Consider the following 19407-nt stretch of genomic DNA (forward strand, 5'->3'; position numbering starts at 1 on the left):
CGCCGTAATTTCGGTGTTACAGGCTATCTAACATGGTTTGCGCATCGCTAACGTCGAAACGACCTGGGTCTTCAACGTTTAGCTTTTTCACTTCGCCATCTTCCACAAGCATGGAATAACGTAACGAACGCAAGCCGCCGAAATTGCCCGTGCTCATGTCTAAGCCAATTTGCTTGGTAAAGAAACCATTGCCGTCTGCCAGCATTATGATCTCTTCAGCGTTGCTCGCTTTGCCCCATGCATCCATAACAAATGCATCGTTCACGCTTAAGCAAATAATACTATCAATACCTTTGGCTTTAAGCTTATCAGCAAGCGCTACATAGCCCGGTAAGTGGGCTTGAGAACAGGTCGGTGTAAATGCACCGGGTACCGCAAACAATACAACGCGTTTATCCGAAAACAGTTCGTTCGTTCCTGGGTTGGTTATTTCGCCGTTTTCTAAAAGGCTAAAATCTACTTCAGGCAAAGTGCCCCCAACTTGTATCATGCTACTCTCCTAGATTTTTTTGACACAAATACACATCAAATCTGTGTTTTTTGCTTTCAATAGCCATTGATGCTTTTATTCCTGCCAGCACGTCTGCACTGTTTGGGCGTTTCACCACTACCCGGTGCGTGGCTAGCTCTAGTGCTGGCGGTAACAGCGCATCTGCGTCTGGGTCATGACCAAGCAGTTGCTGAAACAGCCGCATTTCCTTTTTCACCAAGGCTGACTTCTTTTTGTGTGGGAACATGGGGTCTAAGTAAATAGCGTTCACATTCTCACCAGTGAAGTATTGCATTACCTCAGCACTATTTCCATGTTGAAGCGACATTTTAGCTGCAAGTTCCGGAAAACTAAGCGCTAATCTGCGAATACCATCTTCAAGCAAGGCGGCAACCACGGGCGATCGCTCTATCATAGTGACCTTGCAGCCAACGCTTACCAATACAAAGGCATCACGACCTAGCCCAGGCGTTGCATCCACTACGTGCCATGCTTCATTGCCTTTGAGACCAATTGCCTTAACAATGGGCTCTTTGCGCCCTCCGCCGTGCTGCTTGCGATACAAACTTGCCGGCGAAGCAAAATCAACCTCTACCGGATTCACTTTTTTCTCACCTGCGTCGGCAAGCCCTAGCACGCCGTTTTGAACCTGCAAATACAGGCCTTCGATAGGCTTTTCACTGCTGCTAACAACAGGAAAACCCCACTTTTCGCTGATTGCACTAATTAATGCAGCGTCATCCCTATTGGCGTCATCACAAGTAATTAAAGGCACATGATTAAGCATGACCGTACTGCTCCTTATGCCCTATCCATCTATTAATGATGGCTTGAGCGTGAGAGGGGTATTTGTCCCAAAGGGTATAGGCAATTTCCTGAACCTTAGGGATAAGAGCGGCGTCGCGTACTAGGTCTGCTATTTTAAGCTCGGCCATTCCCGTTTGCTTAGTACCCATAAATTCACCCGGGCCACGAATTTCCAAATCGCGCTGGGCAATATAAAAACCGTCGTTAGATTCGCGCAATACGCCAAGGCGCTGAGTAGCGGTTTTCGATAGTGGGCTCTGGTACATAAGTACACACTGACTTTCTACCGCACCACGCCCCACTCGGCCTCTAAGCTGGTGAAGCTGCGCTAAACCCAATCGTTCAGGGTTTTCAATGATCATGATGCTGGCATTAGGTACGTCTACGCCTACTTCAATAACGGTAGTCGCTACCAATAAATCCAGCTTTCCGTCTTTAAAGTCGGCCATAACCTGCGCTTTTTCTGCAGGCTTTAAACGCCCGTGTACCAAACCAACGTGTAAGTCTGGCAGCGCAGTACGAAGGGTAACCGCAGCGTCTTCTGCTGCCTGACACTCCAACACTTCCGACTCATCAATTAGCGTACATACCCAGTAGGCTTGGCGGCCGTTTTCTTTACAAGCCTGACGTACGCGCTCTATCACATCGGCGCGGCGTGTATCGGGTAATACCACGGTTTGCACCGGTGTTCTGCCCGGTGGCAACTCATCAATAACCGAGGTGTCTAAATCGGCATAGGCTGTCATGGCCAACGTTCTTGGAATAGGCGTCGCCGTCATAATTAGCTGATGAGGGTAGCGACCTTGCTGCTCGCCTTTATCTCGCAGGGCCAAACGTTGATGCACACCAAAGCGGTGTTGTTCATCTACAATAACCAGCGCTAGCTGCTGGTAATTTACGCTTTCCTGGAAGATGGCGTGAGTACCCACCAACATTTGAATATCGCCAGCTTCTAAGCGGGCTAATACTTCATTGCGGGCTTTGCCTTTCAGCTTTCCGGCAAGCCAACCTACTTCAATACCTAAAGGTTCTAGCCAGCCACGAAAGTTATTGGCATGCTGTTCAGCCAACAGCTCAGTAGGTGCCATTAACGCTACCTGATGCCCTGCACCAATGGCTGATAGCGCGGCCAGTGCCGCAACTAAGGTTTTGCCCGACCCTACATCGCCTTGTACAAGGCGCATCATAGGCCGCGCGTGCTGCATATCTTTTTGAATATCTTCCACTACCCGAGCCTGCGCCCCCGTTGGTGAGAATGGCAGTTGAGCGAGCATTTTATCGATAAGCGGCTGATTCACCTTAATAGGGATACCGGGCTGGGCGTCAGATAGCTTGCGTACTTTCAACACACTTAGGTGGTGTGACAATAACTCTTCCAGAATTAACCGATACTGAGCAGGGTGCAGCCCCTCTTCCATTTCGTGTACGTCTACATCTGGTGGCGGGCGATGCACCAAATGAAGCGCCTCATTAAGGCTAATTTGGTCATCGTAAATACCGTCGGGCAGTAGGTCGGCCAGCGCGCCTTTATCTAGTAGTTTTAAGGCCTGATCAGTTAAATTGCGAAGGGTTAACTGCTTAACACCGTCTGTGGTGGGGTAAACTGGCGTTAGTGATTCTTCTGATGGTGGCGCGTCTTCATCCACTAATTTAAATTCGGGATGCATCATTTCAATGCCCCACTTTCCAGTACGCACTTCTCCGAAACACCGCACCGTGTTTCCCGGCGTCATAATAGACCGCTGCACTGCACCAAAGTGGAAAAAGCGTAAGGTTATGGTACCCGTACCGTCGCTAAGCTTAACCACTAGCATGCGCTTCTTTCCGTACTGAATATCGGCGCTCATTACCTCGCCCTGCACGCTTACATGGGTAAACGGGCGGCACTCTGCCACGCTATAAATACGGGTTCTGTCTTCGTAGCGGTGAGGGAGATGAAACAGAATATCTTGAAGGGTAAACAAACCTATTTTGTTAAGCTTTTCTGCCACCTTTGCGCCTACGCCTTTAAGCGCAGTAATGGGTGTAGTGGCCAGTGCTTGCATCAAGCGATATCCTTCTTTTGGAACATTAACTATTTAACCTTTGAATTGGCACAAGCTGGTGTTATTCAACGTGTTATAGGAAAAGAAGTGTAAAGGATTGTTGAGAGGTTGGCGAGTACGCTTTAGGCCAGTTTTTTACGCTGGCCCTTATACAAGTAAGAGCAAAACTAAAAGTGCAACCAATAGGTTAGGCCCTAGTCGGCCTCTAGCGCGTTTGCTTCTGCTTTTGTGATCTGCATTTCTTTCCACCAGCTATCGTCGGCATCCACTTCACCAATGGCGTTAATAGCAGGCAAAGGCAAACCTTTGCGTTGGCAAAGTTTATACAAACGCGGGTAACCATTTTGAAAGGCCAATGCTTGGCACTCTTCTTCTGATAACTGCTGGGTGTTATACATACCTGCAATTGTACGTTGGCGCTGGGCTTCGTAAAGTACTAACGCTGCGGCTACCGATACGTTCAATGACTGCACCATGCCCATCATAGGAATAACAATGTCGTGGTCGGCAACGGCTTTCGCCTCATCAGAAGCACCATACTTTTCCTGACCAAACAAAATAGCCGTAGGCTTGGTGTAGTCAATATCACGAAAATCGACCGCGGTATCAGATAAGTGGGTTACCAGCACCTGCATGCCTTGGCCTTTTAGTTCAGCCATCGCGTCGTTGATATTATCGTGATTGGTTTGACGCACCCATTGTTGGCTGCCCATAGCAGTGCCGCGACGAAACTGATATTTCTTTTCCCACACGGTGTGAACGCGATGAATACCCACTGCATCACAGGTTCTCACTACTGCAGATACATTATGCGGCTTGTGTACATTTTCAAGGCAAACCGTAAGATCAGTTTGCCTTCTTTCCAGCACTTGTCTTATGCGCTGGTAACGCTCAGGTGACATGGCTTACTCCGGCAGTTCCATTACACCATCAATTTCAATTTGTGCACCTTTAGGCAATGCAGACACCTGAACGGCTGCGCGTGCTGGGTAAGGCTTGGTGAAGTAACGACTCATAATTTCATTAACCGTTGCAAAGTGACCTAGGTCGATAAGGAAGATGTTCACCTTCACTAAGTCGTTTGTAGTGCCGCCCGCAGCGTCACACACCGCTTTAATGTTCTCAAAAACTTGTACAGCTTGCGCTTCAAAGTCGTCAGAAACCATTTCCATAGTTTCAGCAACAAGAGGAATTTGACCTGAAAGATAAACGGTAGTACCTGCTTTAACCGCTTGGCTGTAAGTACCAATAGCAGCAGGTGCCTTATCGGTCTGAATAATAGACTTAGACATAGTAGTTCCTAAATAGTGTAGTAATTAGTGTCGTGATTGACTATGACGAGACACTCTTTGAACTTCCGGCATAGTACGTATTTTCTTCATTACGCGAGCCAGGTGCACACGGTTGTGCGTGGTTAGTTCAAGGTCAATAAAGTAGATATTACTCTCTTTCTCTTCAGTTTGCAGACCAATGATATTGGAATCGCACCCTGAAATGGTGTTCGTTAAAGTTGCCAGTGTGCCCTGATGGTTAAACAACTCTATACGCAATGACGCTTTAAATTCGCCTTGCGGGTTGTCGTCCCACTGCATGGGCAATACGCGTTGAGGTTCTTCTCGCGTAAGCTTGCGAATATTGTTACACCCAATTTGGTGAATAGTCATGCCGCGGCCTGGGCTTAAAACCGCTACAATTTCATCGTCTGGAATAGGATGGCAACAACGAGAATAGTGAACAAGCAGGCCTTCTGTGCCGCGAATAGCCACATTACCTTTCTTGTCTGATAAGTCTGTTGTGCTTTCACCCAATAAACGGCGCGCTACAATTGCGCTTAGCTCGTTACCAAGCCCGATATCTACTAGCAAATCGTCAAAATTAGCATGCTTAGTTTCGGCCACCACACGTTCGATATCTTCGTTTGGAATATCGTCTAATTTCACGCTGCCTAACGCATGGCGAAGTAGACGGTTACCCATGTTGACCGCTTCTTGAGAGTGCTGTTTACGCAGATACTGACGAATACGGGTTCGCGCGCGAGCGCTCACAACAAAGTTTAGCCAGTTCGCATTAGGCTTCGCTTTCGGCGAGGTAATAATTTCCACGGTTTGACCGTTTTCAAGCGGCTTGCTTAAGCTAAAGTTTCTGCGCTCTACGCGCACACCTACGCAGGTATTACCCACATCGGAATGCACGGCATAAGCGAAGTCAACGGCGGTTGCGCCCATTGGCAACTCGATAATACGTCCGTCTGGTGTAAATACGTAAATTTCATCAGGGAACAGGTCGGTTTTTACCGATTCGATGAATTCAAAGGATGAGCTGGCCGATTGCTGAAGCTCAAGCAGGCTTTGCATCCACTTGCGCGCTCGAAGCTGTGCAGTGGTGCCATTATCGCCAGGCTCTTTGTAAAGCCAGTGCGCCGCCACTCCTTTGTCTGCCATTTGGTCCATTTCCTGGGTTCGAATTTGAATTTCCACAGGAATGCCGTGCGGGCCAATTAATGACGTATGCAACGACTGATAGCCGTTGGTTCGAGGGATAGCGATATAATCTTTAAAACGGTTTTCAATAGGCTTGTACAGCCCATGCATAGCACCGAGGGCGCGATAACAGTTATCTACCGATTGAACAACGATGCGAAACGCATAAATATCCATTACCTCATTGAACATAAGTTCTTTGTTTTTCATTTTGCGGTAAATGGAATACAAGTGTTTTTCGCGACCCAATACATTCGACTCAATTTGGTAGGCGTCTAAACGAGTGTTCAGCTCTTCGCGAATGTTTTCGATAATCTCTTTACGATTACCGCGGGCCTGGCGCACAGCAGACTTTAGTGCGCGATGGCGCATAGGATACATGGCCTGAAAACCTAAATCTTCAAGCTCATTTTTAATGTCGTGAATACCCAAGCGGTGGGCGATTGGCGCGTAGATCTCTAGCGTTTCTAGCGCAATGCGGCGGCGCTTGTCTGGTCGTAATGACCCGAGCGTGCGCATGTTGTGCGTGCGATCAGCAAGCTTGATAAGAATAACCCTGATGTCTTGCACCATGGCCATCATCATTTTACGGAAGTTCTCCGCCTGCGCTTCCTGTTTAGTGCTAAACGCGAGTTTATCTAGCTTACTAACACCTTCTACCAGTTCAGCAACGGTATCGCCAAAAGCTTCGGCTAAGTCTTCTTTGCTGTAATGGGTATCTTCAATAACGTCGTGAAGGAGTGCCGCCATGATCGTTTCGTGATCAAGGTGCATGTCAGCCAAAATACCGGCAACTGCAACTGGGTGAGTAATGTACGGATCGCCGCTTGAACGCATTTGTCCGTCATGCGCTTCTTGCGCAAGCACAAAAGATTCTTGTACCAACTGAACGCGGTCGGCTGGTAAGTACTCTAAAACTTTCTGCTTTAAACCTTCAAACAAATACACAGTGAAGCGTGACCCTTATCTAACGTTACAACCCTAAGAATACGTTTAATTGTGCAAGAAGCCAATACGCCAAAAGTAAAGCGCCAGTGCTTTTTTCAAAGCACTGGCGCTAAAATACCGATAAAACCGTTAAAAAGAGGTTTTATTGATCAGATAGGATGTTTGCTACTGATGCAAATTCAGCATGTTCTTGCTGCTCTTGAGCTTGAAGTTCTGCTTGTTCAAGCGTAGCAGCCGTTACCAAACCTTCTTCAATTTCACGAAGTGCTGTAACAGTTGGCTTATCGTTTTGAACGTCAACCATAGGATCTTTGCCTTCAGTGGCAATTTGACGTGCACGGCGTGCAGCAACAAGCACTAGGTCAAAGCGGTTACCAATTTTATCTACGGCATCTTCTACAGTTACGCGAGCCATGTATTTCTCCGAAAATTAGGTTGAGCAAGTTATTCAAAAAACGGCCGCGTAGTATACACAGATACGTGGCGCGATCCTAGCGTTTTGTTTGAATTTGAAGCAGTCAGATCATGCAATTTATGCAGCGATCGTTCGATGCTAAAACAAAACACGTGTTGTTAAGTTAAGCTTACGCGCTACCGAGCAGTTCGTCCAATAGCACTTGATGGCGCATTTGTTGTTTTCCCGTGCGAAGTCGCTGTGCTGTAACGATGGCTTCCAAATCGTTTAATGCAGTCGCGAAGTCGTCGTTGATAATTACACTTTCGAATTCATTGAAATGAGACATTTCAGCTACGGCTTGCGCCATACGCCCTGCAATGACTTCTTCACTGTCTTGACCGCGATTATTTAAACGCTGCTCTAGCACGTCGAGTGAAGGCGGAAGAATGAAAATACCGCATGTGTCTGGCATAAGCTTTTTAACTTGGCGCGCGCCCTGCCAATCGATATCTAGAAATACGTCAATGCCACGGTGCAAAGTTTGTTCAATTGTCACGCGGGATGTGCCGTAATAATTGCCAAATACTTCTGCGTATTCAAAAAACACACCCTGTTCAATCAGCGCTTCAAACTGCTCTCGGCTCACAAAATGGTAGTGCACGCCGTCGACTTCACCCGGACGAGGTTGACGTGTTGTATGAGATACAGACACCTGCATTGGCGTAGCTGTATTGCTTTCATACTTTTCCATTAGCGCCTTTATAAGGCTTGATTTTCCTGCTCCAGAAGGAGCTGCAAGAATGAATAAGTTGCCGAGTAGTGAAGCCATAGGGTATTAAAATTCTTTCAAAATGTGGTGATTTCAAGTGGCAATGATAGCATATTAAGCGGTTGTGCCGTACCTTTCATTGCATAGTGAAAACTTGGATCACTCTACCAAGCTTATGCCGATGGGTTACCACAGCAAAAATTAATGGGGTCAGAGTACTTTTCTGGCCCTAAATGTACTCTGACCCCAAAACTAGGAAATAAAGCATGACTCAGCAACTTCTGCCGTGCGTAGAGATAAACCCATCCACTACGCCTGATGCCTGCGTTATCTGGCTTCACGGTCTTGGCGATTCAGGCCATGGTTTTGCGCCTATTGTGCCCGAGCTAAAACTGCCCGAATCAATGGCGGTTAAATTTCTCTTTCCTCACGCTCCAGAACGCCCTGTGACTATCAATGGCGGCATGAGAATGCGCGCTTGGTACGATATTAAATCGTTAGATTTTGAAAGCCGTGCGGACTTAGAAGGTGTAAAAGAGTCGGCTGCTCAGGTAGAAGCGCTTATCGAAGCACAAATTGAAAGTGGCATTCCTAGCGAACGTATAGTACTTGCAGGATTTTCTCAAGGCGGTGTTATTGCTCTGCACTTGGCACCTAGATATGCCAACAAATTTGCAGGTGTTATCGCTCTATCTACCTACATGTGCGAGCCATCACTTCTTGAAAGCGAAGCAAAAGACACAAACCGCGAAACGCCAATTATGATGGCACATGGTGAGCAAGACGAAGTGGTGCCGGTATTTATGGGCAATGCTGCGTTTAAAACGCTGAGCGAAAGTGGCTTTAATGCCACATGGCAGACTTACACTATGCAGCACAATGTTTGTATGCAAGAGCTTAACGACATAAGTGCGTGGCTTCAAAAAGTTCTAGGGTAATGCCTTAAGAGCCTGTTGGCCCTTGCTGCAAATTACGTTCATATAATAAAACCCAACAGGCCCTAGTATTTGAACAAAAGAGAAAGCTGGTGACGCAACAAAAGCCAGCTTTATTCTTAGCGTAAGTGGGTACACGTCTATCGATTGCAAAGTTGCGCCTTCCGTCTCTTCTTTATTTCGCGTTTATTCCAATAACTATTCGACGACTCTGTTGCGCCCCGCATTTTTAGCTTTGTAAAGATTGTCATCGGCCTGCTTCAAACAAGCGTGCAAGTTTGTATCAGTAAGCGCTGTGGCTACACCAAAGCTTGCGGTTATGGAGTGATTAACATCACCCTCTACAAACGGATTAGCTTCAATCACCTTTCTCATTTTTTCCGCTAATTTTACCGCTTGGCTCAACGTTGCATGAGGGAATAGAACCAAAAACTCTTCACCACCGGTTCTTGCCACCACGTCAGTAGTTCTTACTGCTTCTTTCATTAGGCGAGTGATGTGTATAAGCACTTCGTCACCAATATCGTGGCCATAGGTATCGTTGATTGTTTTGAAATGGTCAATATCTACCACCACCGCACTTAAAGGGAAATGAGCACCGGGATCTTGCATTGCGCGTTCAAAAAAAACAGCTTCAAGGAATCGCCGGTTAGGAAGTTTTGTAAGCGGATCGGTATTAGCCTGCCGCATGCGCTCTAAATTTTCACGCAGCATTTCTTTTCTGCTTTGATGCCAGAAATTTTCACCTATAAAGGCGACGCAAATGAAACAGAACGTAGCGATTAAGAAGCGGGAGACATGCTCTGCTGGGTACTCAGCCACTATTTTTTCTTGATTGTAGAGCATAAAAATAGCGATACCCATGGTCACTGCTACGTAAACCATGGCGGGCTTGAAACGCACAACAACTATCTGAATAAAAAGCAGGGGAAAAATAAAATAAAGCCCAGTGTTATTGAGTCCGCCGGTATAAACCAAGCCGTTTATGGTAAATGCTACCACTAAGCCTGCTAAATAATAGAAGACATCAACGCGAGGGAACATATGGGATAACGCCACATTGGCGTACACAAAAGCGGCTGACCCCGCCAGCGTTCCAACGAGCAATGGGTTGTTTGTACCCATGTTAATCCACGCCATAAACGCCATAATTGTGCCACCAACATAGGATATGAAATATAGCGTTAAGCGCCTTCGTTTTGCTTCCGCTTCATCTTGCTGAGCACTTCTAAGTAATTGACGCAACGACGAACTGTCCATAAAAAGACTTATCTCCGCATTTAAAACTAATTGACCATTATTCCTTTCAGCATAGACTGAATGTCTAATAATAACCAAGGAGAAAACTGCGCCTAATTTCAAACATTAATACAGAAAATGCGTATACTACGGGGTATATCGTATGACGTTATGTGATACATCGTTTTAGTTTCTTTTTATATAGTTTGGAATAGCCATGAGTCACCTCAACACTACCCGCACCGTTCGAATTGCTACTAGAAAAAGTGCTTTAGCGCTTTGGCAAGCAGAGTATGTGAAGGCAAAATTGTTGGAGCATTATCCGTCAATGACCGTTGAGCTTGTGCCTATGAGCACGCAGGGCGACAAAATTTTAGATACACCTCTGGCGAAAATTGGTGGTAAAGGACTTTTCATAAAAGAGCTTGAAATTGCCATGCTTGAAGGCCGTGCCGATATTGCCGTGCACTCTATGAAAGACGTACCGGTCGAATTTCCTGAAGGTTTTGGCCTTCACGCTATTTGTGAGCGAGAAAACCCGTTCGACGCCTTTGTTTCAAATAACCACGACAGTTTAGATGCCCTACCCCAAGGCGCAGTAGTAGGTACGTCTAGCCTTCGCAGGCAGTGCCAAATTCGCAAGTATCGCCCTGACCTTATTATCAAGGACCTGCGCGGAAACGTGAATACTCGCCTAGCCAAGCTAGACGCAGGTGAGTACGACGCTATTATCTTAGCTTCTGCTGGCCTTATTCGCCTTGAAATGGAATCTCGTATTCGCATGCCGTTACCCGCTGATATTTCACTACCCGCCGTTGGACAAGGTGCCGTAGGTATTGAGTGCCGTAACGACGATGAAGAGCTAATTAAGTTGCTACAGGCGCTGAACCATACGGACACCAATACGCGCGTTACTGCGGAACGCGCCATGAACGAGAGATTGGAAGGCGGCTGCCAAGTACCTATTGGTAGCTTTGCTACGCTTGATGGAGATGTGCTGACACTAACCGGTATGGTTGGTAAGCCAGATGGTTCAGAACTGCTCTTTGCTTCTGCTACAGCGTCGCGAGAAAAAGCCGCAGATATTGGTGTTGAAGTTGCGGAATCCCTTCTTGAGCAAGGTGCCGGTGAAATCTTAAAGGCGCTTTATAACTAAGTTATAGTTTGTCGAATGCGTGCAGGTTTACGCAGTAAAATAAAAGGATGAAAATTCGATAGTATGTTGCTGTTTACACGCCCACTGCCAAAGTTAAAAGCAAGCGCTTCTGCCTTTGAAAAAGCCGGAATTGACGCGGTAGGCGTTGCCACGTCTAACATCATTGATATTTCGTCTGAAAGAAAAGCTGCTGCAGAATTTTTAGCGTCAAATGCAGTAAACGCAATTGTTGTTACCAGCGTATATGCTGTAGACACCGTTATTGAAGGCTTACGCGAAACGGCTAACGACTTACCATTGATCATAGCTGTGGGCGATGCCACTGCACGAAAATTACAAGCGGGACTTCAGGCGTTTTCATCGACGCAGGTTGCTATTCCCGAAGCCCATACATCCGAAGGTATACTGGCAATGCACCAACTTAATGAGGCAAACTGTCAGCATGTCGTTATCATTAAGGGTGAAGGTGGGCGCGACGCCATAGCCACTGGATTAGACGAAAAAGGTATTTTAGTGAATAGCTTTTGCGTTTATAAAAGAGAGCAACTTACAAGCCCAATTTACACAAAACGGTGGAAAATGGGCGAAGTTAGCGGCATTATCGCTACAAGCGAAGCAATGGCACTGCAACTAATTGCGCAATTTGGCCAAGCACTTAAATCAATTAAATGGTTAACAGTGAGCGACCGAATTGCCAAAACCCTCACTAGCCAAGGCATTAAAGAGGTAGCGGTTTGTCAGCGAGCCACCGATCAGGCACTCATCGCCTGGGTAAAGGATAACTGGGAGTATTGAATGGCCAACAACAATGAAAGTAGCCCACAAAAAGAGGAACTCGTGAAAGTGGAAGCTGAAAAAGACGTTATCGAATCTTCTGCCACGCACAGTGAATCAACATCGTCGGGGGCTGCTAAAAAGAAATCGTCGGGAAATGGTCTACTGTGGTTTGTTGTAATCATCCTTTTCCTTATTGTGCTTGGTATGGCTGGCGCAGGTTACTGGTATTACATGCAGCAACAGTCGGCAAGCAAGGACTCTGAATCTGCACTTCAAACGACGACCTCTCAGCTAAACACTATTGAGCGTGAGCGCGCTGGTCTTGTTGCCTCTATCGACAAAGTAGCTCGCACCAACCAGACGTTAGAAAGCACGGTAGCCGAGTTAAAAGCGCAAAACGAAAAGCTGACGCTGCAAGCTGAATCGACGCTTGAACAACTAAACAATATGGAAGGTCGCCGCCCGGCAGACTGGCTCATTGCTGAAGCTGATTACTTAGTTCGCATGGCAGGCAGAAAGCTTTGGTTAGAAAACGACGTACGCACAGCAATTTTGCTGCTAGTTAACGCAGATAAACGCTTAAAGTCGTTGGCCGACCCATCGGTACTTCCGGTTCGCGCAAACCTTGCTGAAGACATTCAAACACTTCAACAGCTTAACCCTGTATCACAAAGCTCCGTAGCCCTTGCGCTTACAGGCATGATAGCGCAAATAGATAAGCTACCACTTGATACCTTTGAAAAACCACAAGACGCCAATGCAGAAGACACGATCTTATCGGAGTCAGCTGACGACTGGCAGGAGAACCTTGCAAAAGTGTGGCGTTCACTGGTGAACGATTTTCTTACCATAAAAACCATTGAAGGCCCGGTTGAACCAGTGCTTTCACTGGAAGCGCAGTTTTTAGCAAAAGAACAACTTCGTCTGCAGCTTATGCACGCGCAAACTGCCGCGCTTCAGGGCGATGCAGGACTTTACAGCCAGTCGCTTCAATACGCTCAAACGTTAATTATTGAAAAGTTCGACACAGAAAAAAGCCAAGTAACGGGCTTTGTAGATGCACTACAAAACCTCATTGCTACCGATGTATCGCGCCCAATACCTACAGAGCTAGCGTCACAAAAACCGCTAGAGCGTCTATTGGATAGCCGCGTTAAACAGGTGTTCGGACAAGGAGCAAGTGCACTATGAAATGGTTAGCTGTTGCCCTTGCGGTATTAGCCGCATTCGTTGTTGCACTAATTGTTGGCCCGATGTTGTTAGGCGATAAGGGCTACGTACTCATATCACTGGGTAATACCGCTGTTGAAATGACGGTGATTAGCTTTTGTATTTTAGTGATAGGTGCCGTCATTGCCTGGTACGTACTATCTCGACTTGTATTGTGGGCGTTAAGCCTGATCACAGGTTCACATAAATGGTTCGGCACTTTGGGTGAGCGCAAACGTAAGCGTGCGTTTTACGACGGCTTACACGCAATGGCTGCAGGTGATTTTGATACGGCTCAAAAGGCGCTAAGCAAAACCACCAACGGCGATTTCGAAGGCGTTAACTATTTGGCGTCAGCGCAAATTGCTTTTGCCAATAACGATTTAGCCAAAGCCCGTTATTTCCTTGTTCAGGCAACTGATTTTCCAAAAGCAAAAGTATCCGCAACGGTCATGCACGCGCGTATTGATATGGCTGAAGAAAAATACGATGCGGCACTAGAGAAACTTAACGAGCTTGACGAGCAAGACCGTGAAAACAAGCAGGTTGTGCAGTTGAAAGCGCAAATTCTTGCCAAGTTAGGTAAGTGGCAAGTACTTCAGGAGAATTTGTCAGGCTGGCGTAAAGCATTGCCCAAAGCGGATTACACCGCATGGAGCCAGCGCATCGCCAAAGGTAAGTTTGCCGAAATTGCCAGCAAACAAGGCGCTGTCGAACTTAAATCGTATTGGGAAACCCTACCTCGTAAGCTTCGTCACGACGATGCTTACCGCGCGGCCTACATTCAACAGTTACTTGACCAAGGTATGCATGCTGACGCACAGAATTTGCTAGTTGAATGGCAAAAACGTGGCCCGAACAGCGCCCTGTTTCCGCTGTTCACGCAGCTTAATATTCCTGATGCATCGCCATCACTACGACTGCTTGAAAGCTGGATAAAGCAAGACGAAGAAAACGTGTCGCTATACTCCACGCTAGGCCAAGTTGCATTTAACTCAGGCGATGATGTGTTGGCGGAAAAAGCCCTGCTTAAAGCCACCAAAATGAAGTCGCGCAAAGAAGACTTATTGCTGCTGTCTGCAATTAGCGAACGCAAGCACGACACAGCCACTGCACTTCAGCTTTACAAGGAAGGTCAGCAGCTAGCCAGCTAGATGAATATTCATTTAGCTTTCTGGTAGTACTTGTATTACCCGTAAAATTGAAGATATAGTAAAAAGGAATTCTCAATTCGGGTTGTTTCAACAACAACCCGAATTGACTTAAACAACTTGTCGGAGTGCTTCACTGTTAACCCAGTAAGCTGAGACCGCGAAAGTGGGATCCGTAGAACCTGATCAGGCTAATACCTGCGAAGGGAACAAGAAAATACAAAGTGCACAATGTTAAACCGTGGTTTAGCGTTGTGAAGCGAAGTTGTTTTGCTGTTGATGATACAAACACACCCATTACGGTGCTGCTCGTCACTCAAGGTAAACTGTTCAAGTTTATCCCCAAGTCAACATCAACGGTGTAAAGGGCTGTAATCACCAAAACCTTTACCGACAATCTCGCTAAAGTAACGGGATTATTCCCCTTCTACACTTACACTTTGTATTCTCCTTCACTCCTGACAAGCATTTTTAGAACCTAAATTAACAAGGTAAAATGCTATGTCGAACAGACGCGAACAGCGCCAACAAGCACAACAATTCATTAATGAACTTGCGGGCGAAGCTTACCCAAATTCAACGCGCCACTACGAGTGTGGCAGCCGTGACGATATTCGTGTGGCCATGCGCCTTATTCACCAACACGACAGTTTAGTGGGTGGAACCGAAGACAACCCTATTTTAGAGCCAAATCCGCCAATTCCTGTTTACGACACTTCAGGCCCCTACGGCGACCCAAAAGAAAACATAGATGTGCACAAAGGCCTAGCTCCGCTTCGCCAAACGTGGATTGAAGAGCGTAGCGATACCCTTGAATTAGAGGGCGTTTCATCAAGCTTTGCAAAAGAGCGTGAAAACGACATATTTACCGAAGATTTCCGCTTTATTCGCAGCCGCAAACCACTAAAAGCAAAAGCAGGTAAAAACGTAACCCAGCTTCACTACGCAAGACAGGGCATTATTACTCCAGAAATGGAATACATTGCCATTCGCGAAAACATGGGCCGCCAAGCCATTAAAGATGCCGAACTGACGCAGCAGCACAAAGGCGAACACTTTGGCGCGAATTTACCCGAGACCATCACGCCTGAATTTGTACGCCAGGAAGTGGCCGCAGGCCGCGCCATTATTCCATGCAACATCAACCACCCCGAGTTGGAACCAATGATTATAGGGCGCAACTTTCTAGTAAAGATTAACGCAAACATTGGTAATTCAGCAGTCACCTCGTCTATTGAAGAAGAGGTAGAGAAGCTGGTGTGGTCAACGCGCTGGGGCGCTGATACCATCATGGATCTATCTACCGGCAGAAACATTCACGAAACACGCGAATGGTTGCTGAGAAATAGCCCTGTTCCCCTGGGCACCGTCCCCATCTATCAAGCGCTAGAAAAAGTAAACGGTGTAGCCGAAGATTTAACGTGGGAGATGTTTAAAGACACCCTAATTGAGCAAGCTGAACAAGGCGTAGACTACTTCACCATTCACGCTGGCGTGCTGCTTGAGTACGTACACCTTACCGCAAAGCGGGTAACCGGCATTGTATCGCGCGGCGGTTCGATAATGGCAAAGTGGTGCTTAAGCCACCACCAGCAAAGCTTTCTGTATGAGCACTTTCACGATATTTGCGAAATTTGCGCTAAGTACGATGTGGCGCTGTCGCTAGGTGATGGCCTGCGCCCTGGTAGCGTAGCTGACGCTAACGACGACGCGCAATTCTCTGAATTACGTACCCTTGGTGAGCTGACGAAAATTGCATGGGAGTACGATGTTCAGGTAATGATTGAAGGCCCGGGACATGTGCCAATGCATATGATTAAAGCGAACATGGAAGAGCAGCTTAAGCATTGCCACGAAGCGCCGTTTTATACCCTTGGCCCCCTCACCACCGATATCGCTCCTGGCTACGATCACTTCACTTCAGGTATAGGTGCTGCCATGATTGGTTGGTATGGCTGCGCAATGCTGTGCTATGTAACACCTAAAGAGCATTTGGGCCTACCTAACAAAGAAGACGTTAAACAGGGGCTGATCACCTACAAAATTGCAGCCCACGCTGCCGACTTGGCGAAAGGACACCCAGGTGCACAAATTCGCGACAACGCCATGTCGAAAGCACGCTTTGAATTCAGGTGGGAAGACCAGTTCAATTTAGCTCTCGACCCGCATACCGCGCGCGCTTATCACGATGAAACTTTGCCGCAGGCGTCTGGCAAAGTTGCGCATTTCTGCTCTATGTGCGGCCCTAAATTTTGCAGCATGAAAATTTCTCAGGAAGTGCGCGATGTGGCTAAACAAGCAGAGCAGCAAGAGTTTGAGAAAGAAAAAGGAATGAAAGACATGGCCCAGGCATTCAATCAGTCTGGCGCAGAGCTTTATCACACTGCAGATAGCAAGGTAGAGCTACCATGATGGCGAAAGCGTCCATAAGCCCTGCATCCAACAACCTCACCACTGCACTTCCTGTAGTGTGGTGTGTGGGAGGCGTTGACTGTAGCGGTGGTGCGGGCGTTACCCGCGACGCCATTACATTGGCCGATCTGAACATCCATGCTTGTGTGCTCACTACACAGCTTACCGTGCAGTCCAACTCAATCATGCTTAGTAAGGAAAGCATGTGCGCGTCGGCATTAAATCAGCAGTGGCAGGTGCTGTTTGAAGATACCCCGCCACGCGCTATTAAGATTGGCGCTATTGCTAATGATGAGCAAGCGCTGTTGTTGTGTGCACGTATTCAAAAAACATCTAACCCTCGCCCCTTCGTTGTATGGGACCCTGTACTGTCTACCTCGTCCGGTGGCGTGCTGAGTGAGTTAAGCGAAAGCGTAGTTGACGAACTGTTGAATACGGTAGATATCGTTACGCCAAATATCGATGAGCTTGCGTGGCTCACTCATTTGCCAGTTGTTGATGAAGCGAGCTTGCTAACTGCAATCAATCGGCTAAGGGGTAAAGGCGCAAAGAGCGTGTACGTGAAAGGCGGTCACGCCCACTGGCAAAAAAACGTGAGCGATATTTTTGTTTGTGCCTCTCACACTCTTCGTTTTAGCCAGCCGAAATACGCTAACGGCAACCTTCGCGGCACAGGCTGTATGTTAGCCAGTGCAGTAGCGGCATTCATTGTGCACGACTACTGCATTGAAGACGCACTTACGCTTGCTAATGCTTACGTCAGCGAAGTTCGCAACCATACACTACCAAAGCAATGCGCAGCGGCTAACGCAAACGCCATAAGTAACGTATTAACCGCCTACTTTGCACGAACCAACGGCTTTCCCGCAAAACCAGAGAGCTTTCCGCTGGTGACCTTTCACCAACGTGGCGCCACTGCCAATGAAAAAGAGCGGGATAAGGATACCCTTCTTGAAGCCTCGTCTTGTAAAGCAGCCCACTTTCCTGCACTTACTCATACTCATTTAGGCATCTACCCTGTAGTGGATAGTGTGCAATGGATAGCCCGCCTCTGGCCAACGGGCGTTAAAATCATGCAGCTGCGGGTTAAACAAGGCTCCCAAGAAGACATTCGTCAGCAAATAAAAGAGGCAATAGAATTGGTGAAACACACCGACTGCCAATTATTCATTAATGACTATTGGGAGCTGGCCATAGAACTCGGGGCTTACGGAGTTCATTTGGGACAAGAGGATATCGACACCGCAGACCTAAACGCCATCCGTAGTGCGGGTTTACGGCTTGGAATATCAACGCACGGCTTCGCTGAAATTCAACGTGTTCGCGCTTTAAACCCGTCTTACATTGCCCTTGGTCACATCTTCCCCACCAATACCAAAGACATGCCTTCAAAGCCGCAAGGTGTAGCACGTTTAGAAAAGTATGTGCAGCTTTGCGATGGCATTCCCACCGTTGCTATTGGTGGTATTAACTTATCGCGCATAAGCGATGTTGCTAAAACCGGTGTTAACGGCATAGCTGTGGTAAGTGCAATCACTCAGGCAGCACACCCGCTGAAAGCCTACCAAGCATTAGTTCAGGAGGCAGGGTTTGCTTAGCCATTCAGCTACTCATTCAATTAGTCACTCGGTAAGCCGAAAGCTTGAGCATCAGGATATACGTCGCTACAGCAGACAACTTTTGCTCGATTGCATTGATCACGACGGACAGCTTAATTTGGCGAGTGCACACGCTGTTATCGTTGGCTTAGGAGGATTAGGCAGCTTAACCGCCCGCTATTTAGCAGGCGCAGGCGTGGGCAACATTACACTTATAGATGGTGACACCGTCGACATTAGTAATTTGCAGCGCCAAATAAGCTACAACGAAATGCACCTAGGCGAGCTTAAAGCTAAATCGCTTTACAATGAACTGCGTAAAGTGAACTCGCATTTAAACATCCAGTTTAAAAGCTTATTTGCTGATAGTAACAACTTACCAACATTAATTGCATCAGCCACCTGCGTGCTGGATTGCACCGACAACGTTACGGTACGAAGGCAGATAAACCTGGCCTCGTTTCGCGCCTCTATTCCGCTTTTTATTGCAGCAGCCAGTGGGCTTACCTGGCAAGCGCTGAACTTGCCTCAAAACTCAGCCACCTGCGGTTGCTACGAGTGTTTAGTGAATAATGTTGCCATACGCGAAGATTGCGTTAGCAAAGGTGTACTAGGCCCAGTAGTAGGCATGGCAGCATGCCACCAAGCTACCCAAGCCTTGTTATTTCTGGCAAGAGGCTTCGATGCCGATATTAAATGGGGCCATTACGTAAACGCCCATGCAGGCCAAGGTACGCTTCAAAGTTTCAAGCTTCCCCCCTCTTCTTCTTGTGAGGTATGCCAATGACCCAAATTAATATCAACGTGAACAATCAACCAATGAGCGTGATTTCTCCTATATCACTTAGTGAATTAATTGCTCTTAAACAATTGAAAGACGAAGGCACCGCCGTTGCCAAAAATGCCGCCATTATCAGCAAGAATGAATGGCCAACAACCTACTTAAGTAACAACGATACCGTGGATATCTTCACCCTAGTGGCAGGAGGCTAAA

General features: G+C 47.1%; 18 protein-coding genes and 1 riboswitch. Of the genes, 9 read left to right on the forward strand and 9 right to left on the reverse strand.

Annotated features, from left to right (window positions below; translation table 11 throughout):
- Positions 1-16: 16 nt before the first annotated feature.
- The 8 genes from MHN00_RS18685 to gmk form a co-directional block, all read right to left on the reverse strand.
- The gene (locus tag MHN00_RS18685; protein ID WP_014947810.1) at positions 17-490 is read right to left on the reverse strand and encodes a peroxiredoxin; all 474 of its coding nucleotides are present in this window, start codon (positions 488-490) and stop codon (positions 17-19) included.
- 1 nt (position 491) lies between these two features.
- Entirely contained in the window at positions 492-1277 is a 786-nt protein-coding gene (locus tag MHN00_RS18690; RefSeq protein WP_239302036.1) for a class I SAM-dependent methyltransferase, read from the reverse strand.
- Complete coding sequence (gene recG / locus MHN00_RS18695; protein WP_014975318.1) at positions 1270-3342, reverse strand: ATP-dependent DNA helicase RecG; 2073 nt, start codon at positions 3340-3342, stop codon at positions 1270-1272. The genes MHN00_RS18690 and recG overlap by 8 nt, the downstream gene beginning before the upstream one ends.
- A 194-nt stretch (positions 3343-3536) precedes the next feature.
- Positions 3537-4244, reverse strand: coding sequence for a tRNA (guanosine(18)-2'-O)-methyltransferase TrmH (trmH, locus tag MHN00_RS18700; protein ID WP_039226916.1), 708 nt, complete (start codon positions 4242-4244; stop codon positions 3537-3539).
- A gap of 3 nt (positions 4245-4247) precedes the next feature.
- Positions 4248-4634 (reverse strand): RidA family protein, encoded by a 387-nt coding sequence (locus tag MHN00_RS18705; RefSeq protein ID WP_014975316.1) that lies wholly within the window; start codon positions 4632-4634, stop codon positions 4248-4250.
- A 24-nt stretch (positions 4635-4658) separates the two neighbouring features.
- A complete protein-coding gene (spoT, locus tag MHN00_RS18710) occupies positions 4659-6770 on the reverse strand; it encodes a bifunctional GTP diphosphokinase/guanosine-3',5'-bis pyrophosphate 3'-pyrophosphohydrolase (protein ID WP_039226917.1) in 2112 nt (703 codons plus the stop codon).
- Between the two features lie 142 nt (positions 6771-6912).
- A complete protein-coding gene (gene rpoZ, locus MHN00_RS18715) occupies positions 6913-7185 on the reverse strand; it encodes a DNA-directed RNA polymerase subunit omega (protein ID WP_014947805.1) in 273 nt (90 codons plus the stop codon).
- 169 nt (positions 7186-7354) lie between these two features.
- On the reverse strand, positions 7355-7996 hold the full coding sequence (gene gmk / locus MHN00_RS18720) for a guanylate kinase (protein WP_156077709.1): 642 nt from the start codon (positions 7994-7996) through the stop codon (positions 7355-7357).
- A gap of 206 nt (positions 7997-8202) precedes the next feature.
- On the opposite strand from gmk, the gene MHN00_RS18725 reads away from it, so the two are divergent.
- Positions 8203-8874 carry an alpha/beta fold hydrolase gene (locus tag MHN00_RS18725; RefSeq protein ID WP_239302037.1) on the forward strand — a complete coding sequence of 224 codons (672 nt, stop codon included), beginning with the start codon at positions 8203-8205 and terminating at the stop codon, positions 8872-8874.
- 195 nt (positions 8875-9069) lie between these two features.
- On the opposite strand, the gene MHN00_RS18730 is transcribed toward MHN00_RS18725, so the two are convergent.
- On the reverse strand, positions 9070-10131 hold the full coding sequence (locus MHN00_RS18730; RefSeq protein WP_014947802.1) for a GGDEF domain-containing protein: 1062 nt from the start codon (positions 10129-10131) through the stop codon (positions 9070-9072).
- Positions 10132-10327: 196 nt separating this feature from the next.
- On the opposite strand from MHN00_RS18730, the gene hemC reads away from it, so the two are divergent.
- The 8 genes from hemC (at position 10328) to thiS (ending at position 19406) form a co-directional block, all read left to right on the forward strand.
- On the forward strand, positions 10328-11266 hold the full coding sequence (gene hemC / locus MHN00_RS18735; RefSeq protein WP_014947801.1) for a hydroxymethylbilane synthase: 939 nt from the start codon (positions 10328-10330) through the stop codon (positions 11264-11266).
- 63 nt (positions 11267-11329) lie between these two features.
- Positions 11330-12061: a uroporphyrinogen-III synthase gene (locus tag MHN00_RS18740; protein WP_131137854.1), complete on the forward strand. Its 732-nt coding sequence runs from the start codon at positions 11330-11332 to the stop codon at positions 12059-12061.
- Positions 12062-13234 carry a uroporphyrinogen-III C-methyltransferase gene (locus MHN00_RS18745; protein WP_239302038.1) on the forward strand — a complete coding sequence of 391 codons (1173 nt, stop codon included), beginning with the start codon at positions 12062-12064 and terminating at the stop codon, positions 13232-13234.
- Positions 13231-14406: a heme biosynthesis HemY N-terminal domain-containing protein gene (locus tag MHN00_RS18750; RefSeq protein ID WP_239302039.1), complete on the forward strand. Its 1176-nt coding sequence runs from the start codon at positions 13231-13233 to the stop codon at positions 14404-14406. The genes MHN00_RS18745 and MHN00_RS18750 overlap by 4 nt, the downstream gene beginning before the upstream one ends.
- Positions 14407-14517: 111 nt before the next feature.
- Positions 14518-14629: riboswitch (TPP riboswitch) on the forward strand.
- A 275-nt stretch (positions 14630-14904) separates the two neighbouring features.
- Positions 14905-16815, forward strand: a complete 1911-nt coding sequence (gene thiC, locus MHN00_RS18755) for a phosphomethylpyrimidine synthase ThiC (protein ID WP_239302040.1) — start codon at positions 14905-14907, stop codon at positions 16813-16815.
- The gene (gene thiE, locus MHN00_RS18760; RefSeq protein ID WP_239302041.1) at positions 16812-18413 is read left to right on the forward strand and encodes a thiamine phosphate synthase; all 1602 of its coding nucleotides are present in this window, start codon (positions 16812-16814) and stop codon (positions 18411-18413) included. The genes thiC and thiE overlap by 4 nt, the downstream gene beginning before the upstream one ends.
- Positions 18406-19200 (forward strand): HesA/MoeB/ThiF family protein, encoded by a 795-nt coding sequence (locus MHN00_RS18765; RefSeq protein WP_239302043.1) that lies wholly within the window; start codon positions 18406-18408, stop codon positions 19198-19200. Before thiE ends, MHN00_RS18765 begins: the two co-directional genes overlap by 8 nt.
- On the forward strand, positions 19197-19406 hold the full coding sequence (thiS, locus tag MHN00_RS18770; protein WP_014947794.1) for a sulfur carrier protein ThiS: 210 nt from the start codon (positions 19197-19199) through the stop codon (positions 19404-19406). The genes MHN00_RS18765 and thiS overlap by 4 nt, the downstream gene beginning before the upstream one ends.
- Position 19407 lies beyond the last annotated feature (1 nt).

Origin of the sequence: Alteromonas sp. Cnat2-8 (genome assembly GCF_022348355.1) — a bacterium.
GTDB lineage: Bacteria > Pseudomonadota > Gammaproteobacteria > Enterobacterales > Alteromonadaceae > Alteromonas > Alteromonas macleodii.